Source organism: Polaribacter aquimarinus, from assembly GCF_003129485.1.
GTDB lineage: Bacteria > Bacteroidota > Bacteroidia > Flavobacteriales > Flavobacteriaceae > Polaribacter > Polaribacter aquimarinus.
In genome coordinates this window covers 106121-122335 of record NZ_QFFG01000004.1, presented here as the reverse complement: position 1 = coordinate 122335, position 16215 = coordinate 106121, and the positions used below count along the sequence as shown (strand labels likewise).

Sequence of the window (16215 nt, the reverse complement as noted above, 5' to 3'; positions counted from 1 at the left end):
TTTTGGAGCACAATATTAATTTATGTTTTTGCTTACAGAATAGAATGAATTTTATTTGATATCATTTTTATCAACTTTTTTATGTACGTTGAATGTAGTTTCGTAATACCCCAGTTTCCCGTTTTTTGAAATACTTTCTATAATTACCAACATTTTTCCAATATTGTCATCTGTATAAAATTCTACTTTACCAGTGTTATTTTTATCTAAAGCAACATTTGGTTTCCAAAAAACGGTAGAGCGTAAGTCTGGAGTATCCCAATCACTTTTGGTTAAGTTCTTATGTTTTGGAGCGTAAAATTCTTTTTTTACTGAAAAACTGGGTAAGGTGTTTTTAAAGATTCCTTTTGCTTTTGAAATGCCAAATAAACCTTTGCCTGTATAACTGTAAATGTTTAAAAAAGCAATGTCATAATCGCCCATGCAATAACTGTCAAAAATATCTAAACAATATTTATGTTTATTTTTAGGCCATTTTATAATTTCTACACTTTTAATTTCTTCTGGAGGTATAGCATCTAAAAGTGGATAATCTCTAATATGTACAGGAATACCATCTACAATAGCAAAAGTTAAATCAGATTCATAAACATGAGCATATAAATAATGTTCACCAAATGGGGATGTTCTGTTCTTTACAACAACATCATTAGCATAATTAAAAATTAGAATACTATATAACCCATAAGACCATTTTTTTATTTTAGTTTTTAGTTCTTTATCTTCAATAATAACATCAGGTTCACCATGTTCTTCTGTCATATTTTTTTGAATGGGTGATAGTAATCTAGTTTTAACGATTATTTCATCTAAAACAAAACCATTTTCATCAACCTTAAAGGGATTTAGTTTTGCGTAACGTTTTCTATTTTCTCTAACATAACTATTGTATTTTTCAGCAAGTTGAAGTGTTTCTTGTTTTTTAAAGTTGACTGTTAATGGTTTATGTTTGTCAATATTTAGGGTTAATTCTTTTTTCCTGCCTTTGTGGTTTTTAGTTTGTATTACATATTCTAAATTATCATTATAAGTATCACTTAAGTCAAAAGAAAACCTGCCTAAACTATCCATAGCTGTAACTCCTGCTTGAATGTCTTTTTTACCTTTAGCCATTAAAGTAAGCTCTAATGGTTTTTTGCGTTTCCTCTTTCGTTTGCTATATTCTTCAATAGAACCAGAAATTTGCAACCCTTTTTCAGGTTGATATTTAAACTCAATTTTATCTTTTGTAGGTTTAAAGATATAATTTCGCCAACCCTGAGTTAACAACAAAGCATCCATAGCATAAACCCGATGTTTGTTTTTGGTGTCAAAATAGAATTGAGGTTGTTCAATTTTTCCTTTTAGTTCAGATTCTAATAAAAAGTAGGATAAAATGTTGCTTCTATTTAACTGCATTTTTCCCAATTGTTCTTTATTGATAACTAAAAGAGAAGTGTTTATTTTTGATTGTATACCTTGGTTAATTTTAATATCAAATTCAACTTTATCTCTTTGGTAATATTCTTTTTTAACCGGTTTCGTAGTAATCTTTAAACGATTACTATCTTCTTTATAGTTAAAAACCAAACGTTCGCAAATAGGTTGGTTAAGTTTATTAAAAACTGTAAAAGTTATAATTCCCTCCGGAAACAAGCTTTTTTTAAAAGCCATTTTTACTTTTCCTTTTTTACATTGTATTTTTTTATTAAAATATGTTATGCCTCTAGCTTGTGCTTTTACCAGTAAACTATCTGATTGAGAAAAATTAGAACGTATTTGTAGCTTAAAAAAATCCTTACTAATTTTGGCATTTAGCACATAACCTTTTTCATAAATTTTTGGTAGTTTAAATGTGTAATTAGTAGTATTATCTTTAGAAATAACAGCAGTATACCTTTTAGTTTTATCTGCTTTTAATTGATAAAGCCCCATACCTAGTTGGTTACTTTTGAACTCGGTGATTTTCAATCCATTTTCATCTTTAATAATTCCTTTAACAGATATTCCTTCATTTTTATAATCCAAAGCCTTAAAAGCAACAATACTTGTAAGACCGTCAACTAGTTTACCACCTTCAGGAAAAAACTGTAGATTTATATAATCTTTATCAATAGCTATAGATTTACTGAAGGAACTGAAAGATTTGTAATCAAAGTTTTTAATTCTTACCGAATCTAATTGGACATCTATTTTAGCTTTTACCGTATTTTTAGGAAGCAAATAATCAAAAGCATATTCTTTCTCTTTATTCTTTTTTATAATTAGAGAATCTCTTTTTCCATCGATAGATAAGTAAATTTTTAGTTTTCCTTTAAATTTTGGATTGATAACTTTAGGGAATATTTTGGCTGAAAGTTCTAATTGACTATTTGCTTTTTCTGAAATAGTAACTTCTCTAATAGGCTCTTTGTTTAAATTTTTTTTTCTAGTTTTAAAGATATCAATATATAGTTTGCTAACTAGGTTGTCTTTAAAATTGGTGTTCCATTTTGTATAGGCACGAACCATATATTTACCTTCACTTAAAGGTCGAATTTCTTGCAAATCAAAAAAACCATCTCCAATACTGTTTTCAATTTTTAACAGTTTAGAAGCAACAATTCGTTCATCAAAATCAACTAAATCTACATATAGCACATTACTTAAAGAAGTTGGTTTTTGGTTTAGGTCTGTAATAATTGTTTTAAACCAAATGGTTTGATCGCTTGTAAAAACGGTACTGTTTAATTGTAAGTAAATTTTTTCTGAGTAAGAATTTTTTGAAGTTTTAATGAAAGTCTTTTTTTCTTGAGCAAACAAAGAAGTATTTAAACAACAAAAGAAAGCAATGCATATATAATAAAATACTTTTTTTTTCATTGGATTAGATTTTGGTATTTCTTTTATTGACTTTGTAAGTAGTCTCATAATATCCAAGTTTTCCATCGTTAGAAATACTTTCTATAATTACCAACATTTCTCCAATATTGTCATCTGTATAAAATTCTACTTTACCAGTGTTATTTTTACCTAAAGCAATATTTGGTTTCCAAAAAACGGTAGAGCGTAAGTCTGGAGTATCCCAATCGCTTTTGGTTAAGTTCTCATGTTTTGGAGCGTAAAATTCTTTTTTTACAGAAAAACTTGGTAATGTATTTTTATAAATTCCTTTAGTGTTGCTTATCGCGTAAAAACCTCTTCCAGTATGAGTATAGATGTTAATAAAAGAGAAGTTTGGCAATACATTAGGAGTTATATTGAATACGTCATCCAAATATTTAGTTTGGTATTTAGGGTTTTTAATAATTTCAACACTTTTAAGTTCTTCTATTGGTATATTACTAATTAAATGATAATCTCTAATATGAACAGGCTCTCCATCTACGATAACAAAAGTAAATAACGAGCCATCAATATGCGCATAGCTAAAGCTATCAGCATTAATTTCAAGTGGGGGTTTTTTCTGAAACGTAAAATCAACAATATTGATAATTATTTCATCTTTTATAATAAAACCAAGATCTGTACCTCGAACTAAAGAGGTTTTTTCTCCATTATTACCGGATTCGAATTCAGAAGTATTATTATTCTCAATTTCTGGGTAGGGAACATCTATGATTTTTACATCATCTGGGAATTTAAAGAGTAATAGACTATAAAGTCCTGACATCCATTTTTCTTCTTTAGACACCAGTTCTTTATCTTCAATAATAACATCTGGTTCACCATGTTCTTTGGTCATTTTTTCTTGTATCGGAGATAGCAACCTTGTTTTAACGATTATTTCATCTAAAACAAATCCATTTTCATCAACCTTAAACGGATTTTCTTTGACAAAACGTTTCCTATTTTCTATAACATAACTATTGTGCTTTTCGGCAAGTTGGAGTATTTCTTGTTTTTTAAAATTTACTTTTAAGGGTTTTGATTTGTCTATATTAATGGTCAGTGCTTTCTTTCTGCCTCTATGGTTTTTTGTTTGTATGAGATATTCTAAATCATCATTATAAGTATCATTTAATTCAAATGAAAATCTGCCTAGACTATCCATAGTTGTAACATTGGCTTGAATGTCTTTTTTACCCTTAGCCATTAAAGTAAGTTGTAATGGTTTTTTACGCTTTCTTTTGGTATATTCTTCAATAGTACCAGAAATTTGTAAACCTTTTTCAGGTTGCTGTTTAAACTCAATTTTTTCTTCTGTTGGTTTAAATATATAGTTTCTCCAGCCCTGTGTTAGTAATAAAGCATCCATTGCATAAAACCGATGTTTGTTATTTTTGTCAAAATAAAAATTTGGTTGTTCAATTTTTCCTTTTAATTCAGACTCCAATAAGAAATAAGAAAGAATATTAGTTCGTTTCAATTGCATGTTACCCAATTGTTCTTTATTTAGTACTAGCAAAGAGGTGTTTTTACTTGCTTGCAGCGAATCGTTAACGTTAATCTTTAAAATGACTTTTTCTCGTTGTGTGTAATTCTTTTTATTAGTGTTTGTATTAATTTTTAAACGACTGCTATGTTCTTTGTAATTAAATACCAATCGTTCGCAAATAGGCTGATTTACGTTGTTAAACACTGTAAAAGTTACTATGCCTTCTGGGAATAAATTTTTCTTAAAACCGATGTTAACTCTACCGTTTTTGCATTTTACTTTAGAACTGTTATAGATAATTCCTCTTGACTGTACTCTTATAAATAAACTATCTGTTTTAGTGAAATTAGATTGTATTTGTAACTTAAAAAGATCTTTAAAACTTTTTGCCACTAAAGCATATCCTTTTTTATGAATTATTGGCAATTCAAACTTATAATTAAGGGTGTTTACAGAAACTTCTGCATAATAGGTTTTGTCTTTATTAGGTTTTAATTGATAAAAACCCATTCCTAATTGATTACTTTTAAATTCTGTAACTATTAGTCCGCTATTGTCCCTTATAATTCCATTAACTTGAATTCCTTCGTTTTTGTAATCTAAAGCTTTAAAGCCAATAATACTTGTTAGACCATCGATGAGTTTACCTCCTTCAGGAAAAAACTGAACATCAATAAAGTTTTTATCAATAGCTATGGTTTTGCTAAAAGAGTTAAAAGATTTATAATTGAAGTTCTTGATTTTTATAGAATCTAATTGTACATCTATTTTAGCTTTAATACTATTTTTGGGAAGTAAATACTTAAAAGTATATTCTTTATTCGGATTCTTTCTTATAATTATCGAATCTTTTTTGTCATCAATAGTTAAGTAAATTTTTAGTTTACCTTTAAATTTAGGATTAATAACTTTAGGAAATACTTTAGCAGAAAGTTCTAATTGCTTGTTGTCATTTTCAGAAATAACAATATTTCTGATTGCTTTTTCACTAGTTTTAATTTTTGTAGGTCTAAAAATATCGATATATTGTTTACTGACAAATTTTTCTTTAAAATTCAAATTCCACTTTGTATAGGCGCGAATCATATACTTTCCAGGAATTAAAGCAGTAATTTCTTGTAGATCAAAAAAACCATCAGTAATTCCGTTTTCTAATTTTAGGATTTTAGAGCTTACTATTCGTTTGTCAAAATTAATGAGATCTACATATAGAACTTTGCTTAAGACCGTTGGTCTTTGATTAACATCAGTAACAACAGCTTTAAACCAAATGGTTTGGTCACTTGTAAAAACGGTACTATTTAATTGTAAGTAAATTTTTTCAGCGTAAGCTATTTTAGAAGTTTTCTTTTGAGTAAATATTTCTTGAGCAGTAAGAAAATTGTTTAAAGAACAAAAAATAAAAAGAGTAGCTAAGTAGTAAATATGCTTTTTCATAATTTTTCTTTTAGCAAACTAATTTCATCTCTAAACTTTGCTGCTGCAATAAAGTCTAATTCTTTCGCTGCAGCTTCCATTTGTTTACGTTTTTCTCTGATACGTTTTTCGATTTCTTCTTTAGGTAAGTATTGTAAGTCTTGCTCTGCTGCAACTTGTTTGGCGTTGTCATAATGGTAACTAGAGATGGCAGACTTAGACAAAGTGTCGTCTATTTTTTTATTAATTTGAGTTGGAGTGATGTTGTTTGCGGTATTGTATGCAATTTGTTTTTCTCGCCTTCTATCGGTTTCATCCATAGTTTTTTGCATGCTGTTGGTAATTTTATCAGCATACATAATTGCCAAACCATTTACATTTCTAGCTGCTCTACCCACAGTTTGTGTTAAAGAACGATGGGAACGTAAAAAACCCTCTTTATCAGCATCTAAAATGGCTACTAAAGAAACTTCAGGCAAGTCTAAACCTTCACGTAATAAGTTAACTCCTATTAAAACATCAAACAAACCTTTACGCAAATCTTGCATAATTTCTACACGCTCTAAAGTATCAACATCAGAATGAATATAACGACATCGAATATCGACTCTTGTTAAATATTTAGTCAATTCTTCTGCCATTCTTTTGGTTAAAGTAGTTACCAAAGTTCGTTCATCTTTTTCGACTCTTATTTGAATCTCTTCAATTAAATCATCTATTTGATTTAAACTTGGTCTAATTTCTATTGGTGGGTCTAATAATCCTGTAGGACGAATGACTTGCTCCACAAAAACGCCTTCTGTTTTTTGTAGTTCGTAATCAGCTGGAGTTGCAGAAACAAAAATAGTTTGATTTTGTAATTCTTCAAATTCTTCAAACTTTAATGGACGATTGTCCATTGCTGCAGGTAATCTGAAACCATATTCCACTAAATTTTCTTTTCTACTTCTATCTCCACCATACATAGCGTGGGTTTGCGGAACCGTAACGTGACTTTCATCAATTATCATTAAATAATCATCAGGAAAATAATCTAACAAACAGAAAGGTCTTGTACCTGGATTTCTTCCATCTAAATAACGAGAATAGTTCTCAATTCCTGAACAATAACCCAATTCTCGAATCATTTCTAAATCGAATTCTGTACGTTCTTTTAAACGTTTTGCTTCTAAATGCTTTCCGATTTCTTTAAAATAATCTACTTGTTTCATCATATCTTCTTGAATTTGATGAATGGCATTTTGTAATACATCTGGGGAAGTCACAAATAAGTTTGCAGGATAAATATTTAGGGTTTCAAAACGTTCTAAAACAGTTTGACTTTCTAAATCAAAAGCTTCTATTTCTTCTATTTCATCACCAAAAAAATGAATTCTGTATCCATTGTCTCCATAAGAAGGATAAATGGTAACTACATCTCCTTTTACTTTAAATGTGCCGCTTTTTATCTCTTGTTCTGTTCTAGCATATAGGCTAGTAACTAATTGATGTAAAAACTTGGTTCTTGAAATTTGTTGATCAACGTGAATTGGAATTACATTTTTCTTAAATTCTTGCGGATTTCCAATACCGTATAAACAAGAAACAGAAGCAACAACTAAAACATCTCTTCTACCAGAAAGTAGGGAAGAAGTTGTACTTAAACGTAGTCGCTCAATATCATCGTTAATAGATAAATCTTTTTCAATATATGTTCCTGTTACCGGAATGTAAGCTTCAGGTTGATAATAATCGTAATACGAAACAAAATATTCAATAGCATTTTCAGGAAAAAACTGTTTAAATTCAGAATATAACTGAGCGGCCAAAGTTTTATTATGCGCTAAAACTAAAGTTGGTTTTTCAACTTTTTGAATCACATTAGCAACTGTAAATGTTTTTCCAGAACCCGTAACTCCCAATAAAGTCTGAAACCTTTCTCCAGAAGTAATGCTTTGAGATAGTTCTTTAATTGCTTCTGGTTGATCTCCAGTTGGAGAAAATTCTGAGACTAACTTAAATTCCATATTGTAAAAATACGGATACTCATCGAAAAGTTCAATGTATAAATCTTATAAATCTCTCTTTTTTAACAGTGCGTAAGACAAATAAATAAAGATGAATGTCCAAACAGACACAATAAGAATGTTTGTAAACTCTACAGAATAGCTTTTTGTAAAAGTTTCTCCAATTTGATTGGCTACAGATTTTACGGCACCTAATCTAGAAAATGGTTCTTTGATTAAGTTAGCCATAGCTTCTAAAGGGAAAAACTGCATAATTGCATCAACTTTTTCAGAGGTGTTTTTAGCAGATTTTAAAGTCCAAAATAAATATCCTTTAAACATACTTTCTGCAATTAACCAAACTACAATTGCTCCAACAGCAAACGCAGAACGTTTTACTAAAATTCCAAAAAAGAGTCCCATAGAAAAGAATCCCACCAGTTTTATAAAAAAAGCTAATAAATATTCTAAATCAGAAACGATTATTGCGAATTCATTATAATCAGAATAAATAAGTCCTAAGACTAATGAAACTATAAATACAAATAAAGTAGAGATCAGTGAAAAAGCCAATACAGTATAAAATTTTGAAAGTATAAATTCTTTCTTGCTTAAACCATCTATTAGATTTTGTTTTAATGTTTTATAGCTGTATTCGTTTGCCATCATAGAAACGATAACTAGTAGTAAAAAGAATTTTAAAATAGCTGCCATATAGGTGTTAAAATGCCAGATATATGGAAAATTAAAAATACCTGCGTCAGCTAAATGGAATTTTACGGGACCAATATCAAATTTAATGGCAGCAATTAATGCAATAGAAGTTAATAATCCAAAATAAATAATTGAGAGTACCTTGCTGGCTTTGTTGTATTTTAATTTATGAAATTCTATGGTTAGAAGTCTTAACATAGTATGTGTATTTTTTAAGAATGGGTTCTAGATTGGGCTCGAACTGATTTTCTTTTTTGTTAGTTGTTGTTAGTTAAATCTAAGAATTGTTGTTCTAAACTAGGTTTACGTTTTACCAAATGCGATAAAACAACTCCCTTTTTAAACAAATATTCATTAATTTCTGTTGATGTAATATTACTATTTAGAGTAGCAATAATGGTTTCATGTTCTTTGGTAACTTTACCAATTTCTGGATGTGTTTCTAAAATTGATAAAAGTTTTTCTTCATCAGCAGCTACTTTTAGTTCAAATAAACCATTAGAAGCGGTCATTTCATCAACTCGACCACTATATAATTTTACTCCTTTTCTAATTACAACAACATGAGAACATACTTTTTCTACTTCGTCTAAAAGGTGAGAAGCTAGTAAAATAGTTGTGCCATTTGCAGCAATTTTTTTAATAATCTGGCGTATTTCGTGTATACCTTGTGGATCTAAACCATTAGTAGGTTCATCTAAAATTAGAATTTCAGGATCGTTTAGTAATGCAGATGCAATTGCTAAACGTTGTTTCATTCCTAAAGAGAATGTTTTAAACTTGCTATTTCTTCTTTCAAAAAGGTTTACGGTAGTTAGTTTCTCGTCTATTTTTTCTGTAGAAATTCCTTTAATTTTACAAATCAATGCTAAATTTTGAGTTGCTGTCATATATGGGTAGAAGTTTGGTCGCTCTATAATAGCGCCAACTTTCTTTAAAGCTTCGTGTGTAGATAGGTTTCCGTTAAACCAAGAAAAATCTCCAGAAGTTCTGTTTACAACGTTAAGAATAATACCTAAAGTAGTTGATTTTCCACTTCCATTTGGGCCTAAAATTCCATAAACATTTCCTTTTTGTATGTCAAATGAAAGGTTGTTTACTGCGTGAACTTGCCCGTATTTTTTATCGAGATTTTTAAGTGATAAGATAGTTTCCAAAGAAATTGTTTTAGTCGATTATGTGAATAAGACGACTAATTTACAATTTTGTTACTGAAAAATTTGGAAGAATGAAGAATGAAGTTGAAAGTTGGAAAGATGGGGTTGAGTGTTATGTAGATTTTGGATAAAATTACAATTCTTTTTTAATTTCATTCTTGCCTGCTTTTCTTTCTGCTTTCCAAAAAAAACGTTTTCCGAATTTACGGAAGTGTTTACACCACTCGCTATCAGAAGTTAGAACGCCTTTCTTTTTGGTACTCATTATTAATACTCATTAAAATCGAAATCATCAAAATGACCAAATTCATCATCAATATCACCATCATCACCAAATTCATCTAATTTATCAGCGACAAACTCTTTTTCTGGAGCTTCTTCAGGAATTTCACCAACAGACAAAATTGTTTGTGGTAAATCACCTCTTTTATCATCAGTAATCTCAACAACATCCACATAGAAAGTCCACATATTTAGAAAATCATATACATAAATGAGTTTATCATTCTCTTCAGGTAAAGTATCCTTTAAAATGCAAGTTTGCATAGAAATTCCTTCTCCAGCTTCAGCCATATTAAATAATGGAATTTCTTCACCTTGGTTCCATTCATCATCAGTTCTATAAAAAGAAGCCATTTCTTGCCCCTCAAAACCAAAAGATTTTGCAATAATTAAGTGCAAATCTTCTAAGTTTAGTTTGTCATCTACCAAAATGGTTCTAATAACATCTTCTTTGGTGTCTAAAATTACGCGTATTTTGTACATAAAATGCTTTAACTTTTCTGCAACAAAAATACAATTTTTTATATGTACTTTTACATTACAATTTTAATGATATGGATACAACTACCATTTTAAAAGCGTTTAACAATCGTTCTAAAAATACGTTAATGGAAACGCTTGATATTGAATATGTTGCTGTTGGTGATGACTTTTTAACTGCTAAAATGCCAGTAAACTCTAGTGTTCATCAACCTTATGGTCAATTACATGGAGGTGCTACTGCAGCATTGGCAGAAAGTGTAGGTAGTGCTGCTTCAAATTTTTTTATTGATGGCAAAACTCAATTTGTTAACGGAATTCAATTGTCTATAAACCATATTAAAAGCAAAGAAGAAGGTTTCGTTTTTGCAACAGCAAGAAACATTCATAAAGGAAGAACCACGCATTTATGGGAAGTAAAAATTGTTGATGAAAATGATCATTTGATTTCTGTTGCTAAAATGACTAATATTGTTTTAAATAAAAAATAATTTAAACTTCACATTGAGCATTATTTTTAATAATATTGAAGAGAATTATAAGGGCAATATACCTTTTGTAGCTTATAGAAAGCCCAAATCAGACTTGGTTTCTGCATTTTTTATGAAGAATGACAATTTGTATTTTACTTCTAGATTTACAGAAAACGGCTTTGTTTTTGCTCCTTTCAATAGTGATGAAAAAGTAATTTTATTTCCAAAGAAAAATGCAGATTTTACTACTGAAAAACTAGTTTTAGTTGATGAATTTATTGAAAATAATGATTTTATAAATATTAAAAGTTCTGACAAACAAAATCATCTTCATCTGATAGAAAATGCGTTAGATATTATCAATAAAAATGAATTAAAAAAAGTTGTGATTTCTCGAAAAGAAGAAGTTCAAATAGCGAATTTTGATGTCTTAACAACTTTTAAAAAACTTTTACAAATGTATCAAAATGCATTCGTATATGTTTGGTTTCATCCAAAAGTTGGGTTATGGTTTGGTGCAACCCCAGAAACGCTTTTACAACTCTCTAATCAAAAATTTAAAACCATGTCTTTAGCAGGAACTCAACTTTATGTTAAAAATGCTAAAGTAGTTTGGAAAAATAAAGAGTTAGAGGAACAGCAGTTGGTTACCGATTTTATAGAAAATCAGTTAATACCGATAGCCTCAAATCTTCAAATTAATAAAACAGAAACTATTAAGGCCGGCGAGTTATTGCATTTGAGAACAAAAGTAGAAGGAGTTCTTAATAAGAATTCAAGTTTGCATAAATTGATAAGAGGTTTGCACCCAACACCAGCAGTTTGTGGTTTACCTAGAGACACGGCAAAAAGTTTTATCAACTTAAATGAAAATTATAAAAGAACTTATTATACTGGATTTTTAGGAGAAATAAGTGATACAATATCAGAGCTTTATGTTAATTTAAGGTGTATGAGTATTGCTGATAAAAAAGCTACTATTTATGTTGGAGGTGGAATTACTCAAGAAAGTACACCAAAAAAAGAGTGGGAGGAAACTGTTTCCAAAAGTAAAACGATGAAAAGAATTTTATAAATAAAAAAACCGTAAATATAGACTTACGGTTTTTAAAGTAAATTAATTTGAATTGAAATTAATATTGTACTCACAAAATAGAAAACCACTTTGCTGTAGCACAATAAAAAGTCTTTATATTTTATATATCATCAAAAGAAACATCGGTAAAACTCTGAGCCGATTTTGGTGCTTCATTTGCAATTTCTTCTTTCTTAAAATCTTTTTGATGACGCTCACTAATTACTTCGCTACCTTTGGCTTCTAAAATAAAATCTGTAGCCTTTGCTAACATTTCTTTAAAATCAGTAAAGTCTTCTTTATATAAATAAATTTTGTGTTTTTGATAATGGAAAGAACCATCATCGTGCGTAAATTTTTTGCTTTCTGTAACGGTTAAATAATAATCGTCTGCTTTTGTAGCTCTAACATCAAAAAAATAAGTTCTTCTTCCAGCTCTTAATACTTGTGAAAAAATTTCTTCCTGTTCAACTCTCTCTGCCATAATTTTCTTAAAATAGTAATTATAAAATGTTTGTTATACTGAACAAATCTAACAAAATATTTTATTTGGCAATGTTAAAGACTACATTTCTTTTTCTAAAAGTTGCTGTTGGTATAAATCTTTGTAATAACCATCTTCTGTTATTAATTGATTATGAGTTCCTTGTTGTATAATTTTGCCTTCATCTAAAACTATAATTTTATCTGCATTTTTAGCTGATGAAACCCTATGGCTAATAATAAAAGTGGTAATATTTTTAGAAATACGTTCTAAATTAGATAAAATTTTCTCTTCTGTTTCTGTATCCACAGCAGATAGACAGTCATCAAAAATTAAAATTTTAGGCTTTTTAATAATTGCTCTAGCAATAGAGACACGTTGTTTTTGTCCACCAGAAAGTGTAACTCCTCTTTCACCTAATATAGTTTTATATCCTTTTGGGAAATCGATAATATTTTTGTGTACATCAGCATTTTTTGCAGCTGTAATAATTTCTTCTTCAGTGGCGTCTTCTTTACCAAATTTTATGTTGTCCTCTATACTTTCAGAAAATAAAAAAGGATCTTGAGGTACAAAACCAATTTGATTTCTAATATCATATAAATTAATTTCTTTTATAGATTGATGATCTAATAAAACAGCACCTTCTTTGGTGTCATATAATCTAGAAATAAGTTCAATAATTGTCGATTTACCCGATCCAGTATTTCCTAAAATAGCTAAGGTTTCTCCTTGTTTAACCGAAAAACTTACATTTTTTAATGCAGTAATATTAGTGTCATCATAAGTAAATGATACGTTTTTAAATTCTACATTTCCTTTTAATGTAGTAGAGGAAGAAGCAGAGTTTTGAATTTCGGGAACTTGTTTTAAAAATTCATTTATTCTTAATTGAGAAGCCTCTGCTTGTTGTATCATTGATGTTACCCAACCTACCACTGCAACTGGCCAAGTTAAAATGTTTACATAAAGCATAAATTCAATGATGGTACCTATTTGAATTTCATTATTAATATATTGTTGTCCACCAATATAAATTACTAATAAATTACTGATTCCAATTAATAAAATCATTAAAGGAAAAAATAGAGCATTTGCTTTATGGAGGTAAATATTTTTTTCTTTACTTTCATCAGCAATCTTATCAAAGTCTTTAATAATTATTTTTTCGATGCCATAAGATTTCACCACACTAATTCCTGAAAAAAACTCTTGATTATAAGTAGTTAATTTCGATAAATATTGCTGTACTACAGTACTTCTTTTATGAATTACTTTACTTAATACAAAAATAGAAATTGATAATAAAGGAAAAGGAATTAGGGTGTACATGGTTAGCTTAACATCGATACTAATCATTTGTGTAAAACCTACAGCAAAAAGCACAATCATATTCATACTGTACATAATTGCTGGACCAACATACATTCTTACTTTAGAAACGTCTTCAGAAATTCGGTTCATTAAATCACCTGTTCTGTTTTTCTTATAAAAATTTAGGGATAATCTTTGGTATTGCTGGTATATCTCATTTTTTAAATCAAATTCTATCAATCTGGAAGTAACAATGATGGTCTGTCTCATCAAAAAAGTAAAAAATCCAGCAAGTAAAGCAACTCCAATAATTATTAATATGTTTATGAAGAGTTGATGTTTGACTTCACTTAAATTAGTAATGATTCCTTTTTGATAATCCTCAACAATATTTAAAGAATCTCCAATAACTTGCGGAACTTTTAAAGCTAAGAACTTAGATAAAATTGTGATAATTAAACCAATTAGAATTCGCCATTTGTATTTCGAAAAATATTTATTGATGTATTGTAGTTCTTTCAAAAGAGAATATTTATCAACTAAAAAATAAATCACGAAGATACAAGATAAACTACAATAGTTTTTCTTAAAAAAGAATTAAAAAAGGTTTTAGAATAAAAACAAAATAACCTTACTTTTGCATCGAAATTTATTCAAGTTCTTTAGAAAATGATTAACAGAAGACATATTCGAGTTAAAGTAATGCAATCTGTGTATGCTATGTTGCAATCTCATAATGATGATATTATTAGAGAAGAAAAGTTTCTAAAACATAGTATTTTAAAAATGTACGATTTGTACGTTCTAAATCTATTATTACTGGTAGAAGTACAAAAGTTAGCATCAAAAAAAATAGCACTTTCTAAAAAGAAAATTCTTGCTACCAAAGAAGATTTATCTCCAAATACTAAATTTTTAGATAATAAAATTATCAATTCAATTGCTGAAAGTGTAAGCTTTGAAAGTTATTTAGAAGTTAATAAGTTAAATAATTGGGAGTTAGACGATGAGTATGTTAAGATAATTTTTGAAGAATTACAAAAAAGTAATTTGTACAAAAAATATTTAGATACAATAGAAAATTCTTTTAAAGTTGATAAAGCCTTTGTAATCGATTTTTTCAAAGAAATTATTGCTCCAAATGAAAAATTAGCAGAATATTATGAAGACAAGATGATTTCTTGGGTAGATGATATTCCTTTTGTTAATACATGGGTGGTAAAATCTTTAAGTAAATGCAAACCAAATCAGGCTTTTATTTTGTCTAGTTTATATAAAGATAAAGATGATGAAGATTTTGTTTCCTCTTTATTCAAAAAAACAATTTTAAAACACAAAGAGTACGAAAAAGATATCGAAGAGAAGACCCCTAATTGGGAAACTGATCGAATTGCCGATATAGATATGATTTTAATCAAAATGGCACTTACAGAGTTTTTAAATTTTCCTTCTATACCAACGAGAGTTACAATTAATGAGTATATTGAAGTTTCTAAAGATTATTCTACAGAAAAGAGCAGTTATTTTATAAATGGGGTATTAGATAAAATTTCTAAAGAATTTATTAAAAACAAAAGAATCGTTAAAATTGGAAGAGGTTTGTTATAAAACCTTGTTATAGATTTTTAATTTATTATTTTTACAAAAAATTTTTAACATCATGAGAAAATTAATTACAGTATTTGCTTTAGTAATGATAAATGTTTTTTTTCTTGCTTGTAACGGAAGTAATGCAGCAAAGAAAATAAATAAAGAAAATTTAGATAAAGCAGTAACTCGAGATGCAGATATTAAAAAAGGAACTGCAAGTATTTCCTTTGATACAAAAATGTATGATTTTGGAACTGTTAAAGAAGGTGAAATTGTAGAGAAAACTTTTAAGATAACCAATTCAGGAAAAACAGATCTTGTAATTACAAATGCCCAATCTACTTGTGGTTGTACTATTCCGGTTTGGCCAAAGGCACCTATAAAACCCGGAGAAACCGGAGATGTTAAGGTTAAGTTTAATACTTCTGGAAAACCAAATAGACAAAGAAAATCAATTACACTAACTACCAATACAGAATCTGGTAGAGAAGTGTTAACTATTCAAGGTTCTGTAACACCAAAAGCAAAAAAATAATGAATTTTACAATAATAGCTTTACAAGAGTCTGCTGGTAGCTTAATGAGTATGTTACCATTTTTAGCAATAATAGTTGTCTTTTATTTCTTTATGATTAGACCTCAAATGAATCGTCAAAAGAAAGAAAAAGCTTTTCAAGCAGAAATTAAGAAAGGAACAAAAGTTGTAACTTCTAGCGGTATTCATGGAAAAATTGTTGAAATAAATAACACCGATAATACCATTACAGTTGAAACTGGAGCAGGAAAAATTAAATTTGAACGTTCTGCTATTTCTATGGAGTTGAGCAAAAAATATTTGACTCCTGCTAAAAAGTAAAAAATAGATTAAAAGTGTACAAAGTGAGCAATGTCTATTTAGATACTGCTCACT

General features: G+C 28.7%; 14 protein-coding genes. 5 read left to right on the top strand and 9 right to left on the bottom strand.

Annotation, left to right across the window (positions count from 1 at the left end; translation table 11 throughout):
• Window positions 1-51: 51 nt before the first annotated feature.
• The 7 genes from DIS07_RS10390 to DIS07_RS10365 all read right to left on the bottom strand — a co-directional run bounded on the left by DIS07_RS10390 (window position 52) and on the right by DIS07_RS10365 (window position 10373).
• Window positions 52-2889, bottom strand: coding sequence for a hypothetical protein (locus DIS07_RS10390; RefSeq protein WP_181374586.1), 2838 nt, complete (start codon window positions 2887-2889; stop codon window positions 52-54).
• Window positions 2846-5773, bottom strand: coding sequence for a hypothetical protein (locus DIS07_RS10385; RefSeq protein ID WP_109405185.1), 2928 nt, complete (start codon window positions 5771-5773; stop codon window positions 2846-2848). The genes DIS07_RS10390 and DIS07_RS10385 overlap by 44 nt, the downstream gene beginning before the upstream one ends.
• Entirely contained in the window at window positions 5770-7758 is a 1989-nt protein-coding gene (uvrB, locus tag DIS07_RS10380; protein ID WP_109405184.1) for an excinuclease ABC subunit UvrB, read from the bottom strand. The genes DIS07_RS10385 and uvrB overlap by 4 nt, the downstream gene beginning before the upstream one ends.
• 45 nt (window positions 7759-7803) lie before the next feature.
• The gene (locus DIS07_RS10375; RefSeq protein WP_109405183.1) at window positions 7804-8649 is read right to left on the bottom strand and encodes an ABC transporter permease; all 846 of its coding nucleotides are present in this window, start codon (window positions 8647-8649) and stop codon (window positions 7804-7806) included.
• Window positions 8650-8708: 59 nt separating this feature from the next.
• Window positions 8709-9608 (bottom strand): ABC transporter ATP-binding protein, encoded by a 900-nt coding sequence (locus DIS07_RS10370; RefSeq protein WP_109405182.1) that lies wholly within the window; start codon window positions 9606-9608, stop codon window positions 8709-8711.
• A 133-nt stretch (window positions 9609-9741) separates the two neighbouring features.
• On the bottom strand, window positions 9742-9873 hold the full coding sequence (locus DIS07_RS15210) for a hypothetical protein (protein ID WP_262503136.1): 132 nt from the start codon (window positions 9871-9873) through the stop codon (window positions 9742-9744).
• A gap of 2 nt (window positions 9874-9875) precedes the next feature.
• Window positions 9876-10373, bottom strand: coding sequence for an IS1096 element passenger TnpR family protein (locus tag DIS07_RS10365; RefSeq protein ID WP_109405181.1), 498 nt, complete (start codon window positions 10371-10373; stop codon window positions 9876-9878).
• Window positions 10374-10444: 71 nt separating this feature from the next.
• On the opposite strand from DIS07_RS10365, the gene DIS07_RS10360 reads away from it, so the two are divergent.
• Together DIS07_RS10360 and DIS07_RS10355 are read left to right on the top strand one after the other, a co-directional pair.
• Complete coding sequence (locus DIS07_RS10360; RefSeq protein ID WP_109405180.1) at window positions 10445-10861, top strand: PaaI family thioesterase; 417 nt, start codon at window positions 10445-10447, stop codon at window positions 10859-10861.
• Between the two features lie 13 nt (window positions 10862-10874).
• A complete protein-coding gene (locus DIS07_RS10355; protein WP_235869124.1) occupies window positions 10875-11918 on the top strand; it encodes an isochorismate synthase in 1044 nt (347 codons plus the stop codon).
• Window positions 11919-12039: 121 nt separating this feature from the next.
• Here DIS07_RS10355 and DIS07_RS10350 read toward each other — a convergent pair whose 3' ends face one another.
• Together DIS07_RS10350 and DIS07_RS10345 are read right to left on the bottom strand one after the other, a co-directional pair.
• Window positions 12040-12402, bottom strand: a complete 363-nt coding sequence (locus DIS07_RS10350; RefSeq protein WP_109405179.1) for a PUR family DNA/RNA-binding protein — start codon at window positions 12400-12402, stop codon at window positions 12040-12042.
• 81 nt (window positions 12403-12483) lie between these two features.
• A complete protein-coding gene (locus DIS07_RS10345) occupies window positions 12484-14238 on the bottom strand; it encodes an ABC transporter ATP-binding protein (RefSeq protein ID WP_109405342.1) in 1755 nt (584 codons plus the stop codon).
• Between the two features lie 147 nt (window positions 14239-14385).
• Here DIS07_RS10345 and nusB point away from each other — a divergent pair, with 147 nt between their 5' ends.
• From nusB to yajC, 3 genes are read left to right on the top strand one after another with little or no spacing between them, the layout of a single operon-like run.
• Window positions 14386-15324 (top strand): transcription antitermination factor NusB, encoded by a 939-nt coding sequence (gene nusB, locus DIS07_RS10340; RefSeq protein ID WP_109405178.1) that lies wholly within the window; start codon window positions 14386-14388, stop codon window positions 15322-15324.
• 52 nt (window positions 15325-15376) lie between these two features.
• The gene (locus DIS07_RS10335) at window positions 15377-15841 is read left to right on the top strand and encodes a DUF1573 domain-containing protein (RefSeq protein ID WP_109405177.1); all 465 of its coding nucleotides are present in this window, start codon (window positions 15377-15379) and stop codon (window positions 15839-15841) included.
• On the top strand, window positions 15841-16161 hold the full coding sequence (yajC, locus tag DIS07_RS10330) for a preprotein translocase subunit YajC (protein WP_109405176.1): 321 nt from the start codon (window positions 15841-15843) through the stop codon (window positions 16159-16161). The genes DIS07_RS10335 and yajC overlap by 1 nt, the downstream gene beginning before the upstream one ends.
• Window positions 16162-16215: the final 54 nt, after the last annotated feature.

What these genes read in the sequence shown, in the direction of transcription:
- DIS07_RS10390 (WP_181374586.1), bottom strand. Translation starts at nt 2,889, where the DNA reads ATGAGACTACTTACAAAGTCAATAAAAGAAATACCAAAATCTAATCCA.
- DIS07_RS10385 (WP_109405185.1), bottom strand. Translation starts at nt 5,773, where the DNA reads ATGAAAAAGCATATTTACTACTTAGCTACTCTTTTTATTTTTTGTTCT.
- uvrB (WP_109405184.1), bottom strand. Translation starts at nt 7,758, where the DNA reads ATGGAATTTAAGTTAGTCTCAGAATTTTCTCCAACTGGAGATCAACCA.
- DIS07_RS10375 (WP_109405183.1), bottom strand. Translation starts at nt 8,649, where the DNA reads ATGTTAAGACTTCTAACCATAGAATTTCATAAATTAAAATACAACAAA.
- DIS07_RS15210 (WP_262503136.1), bottom strand. Translation starts at nt 9,873, where the DNA reads ATGAGTACCAAAAAGAAAGGCGTTCTAACTTCTGATAGCGAGTGGTGT.
- DIS07_RS10365 (WP_109405181.1), bottom strand. Translation starts at nt 10,373, where the DNA reads ATGTACAAAATACGCGTAATTTTAGACACCAAAGAAGATGTTATTAGA.
- DIS07_RS10360 (WP_109405180.1), top strand. Translation starts at nt 10,445, where the DNA reads ATGGATACAACTACCATTTTAAAAGCGTTTAACAATCGTTCTAAAAAT.
- DIS07_RS10350 (WP_109405179.1), bottom strand. Translation starts at nt 12,402, where the DNA reads ATGGCAGAGAGAGTTGAACAGGAAGAAATTTTTTCACAAGTATTAAGA.
- nusB (WP_109405178.1), top strand. Translation starts at nt 14,386, where the DNA reads ATGATTAACAGAAGACATATTCGAGTTAAAGTAATGCAATCTGTGTAT.
- DIS07_RS10335 (WP_109405177.1), top strand. Translation starts at nt 15,377, where the DNA reads ATGAGAAAATTAATTACAGTATTTGCTTTAGTAATGATAAATGTTTTT.
- yajC (WP_109405176.1), top strand. Translation starts at nt 15,841, where the DNA reads ATGAATTTTACAATAATAGCTTTACAAGAGTCTGCTGGTAGCTTAATG.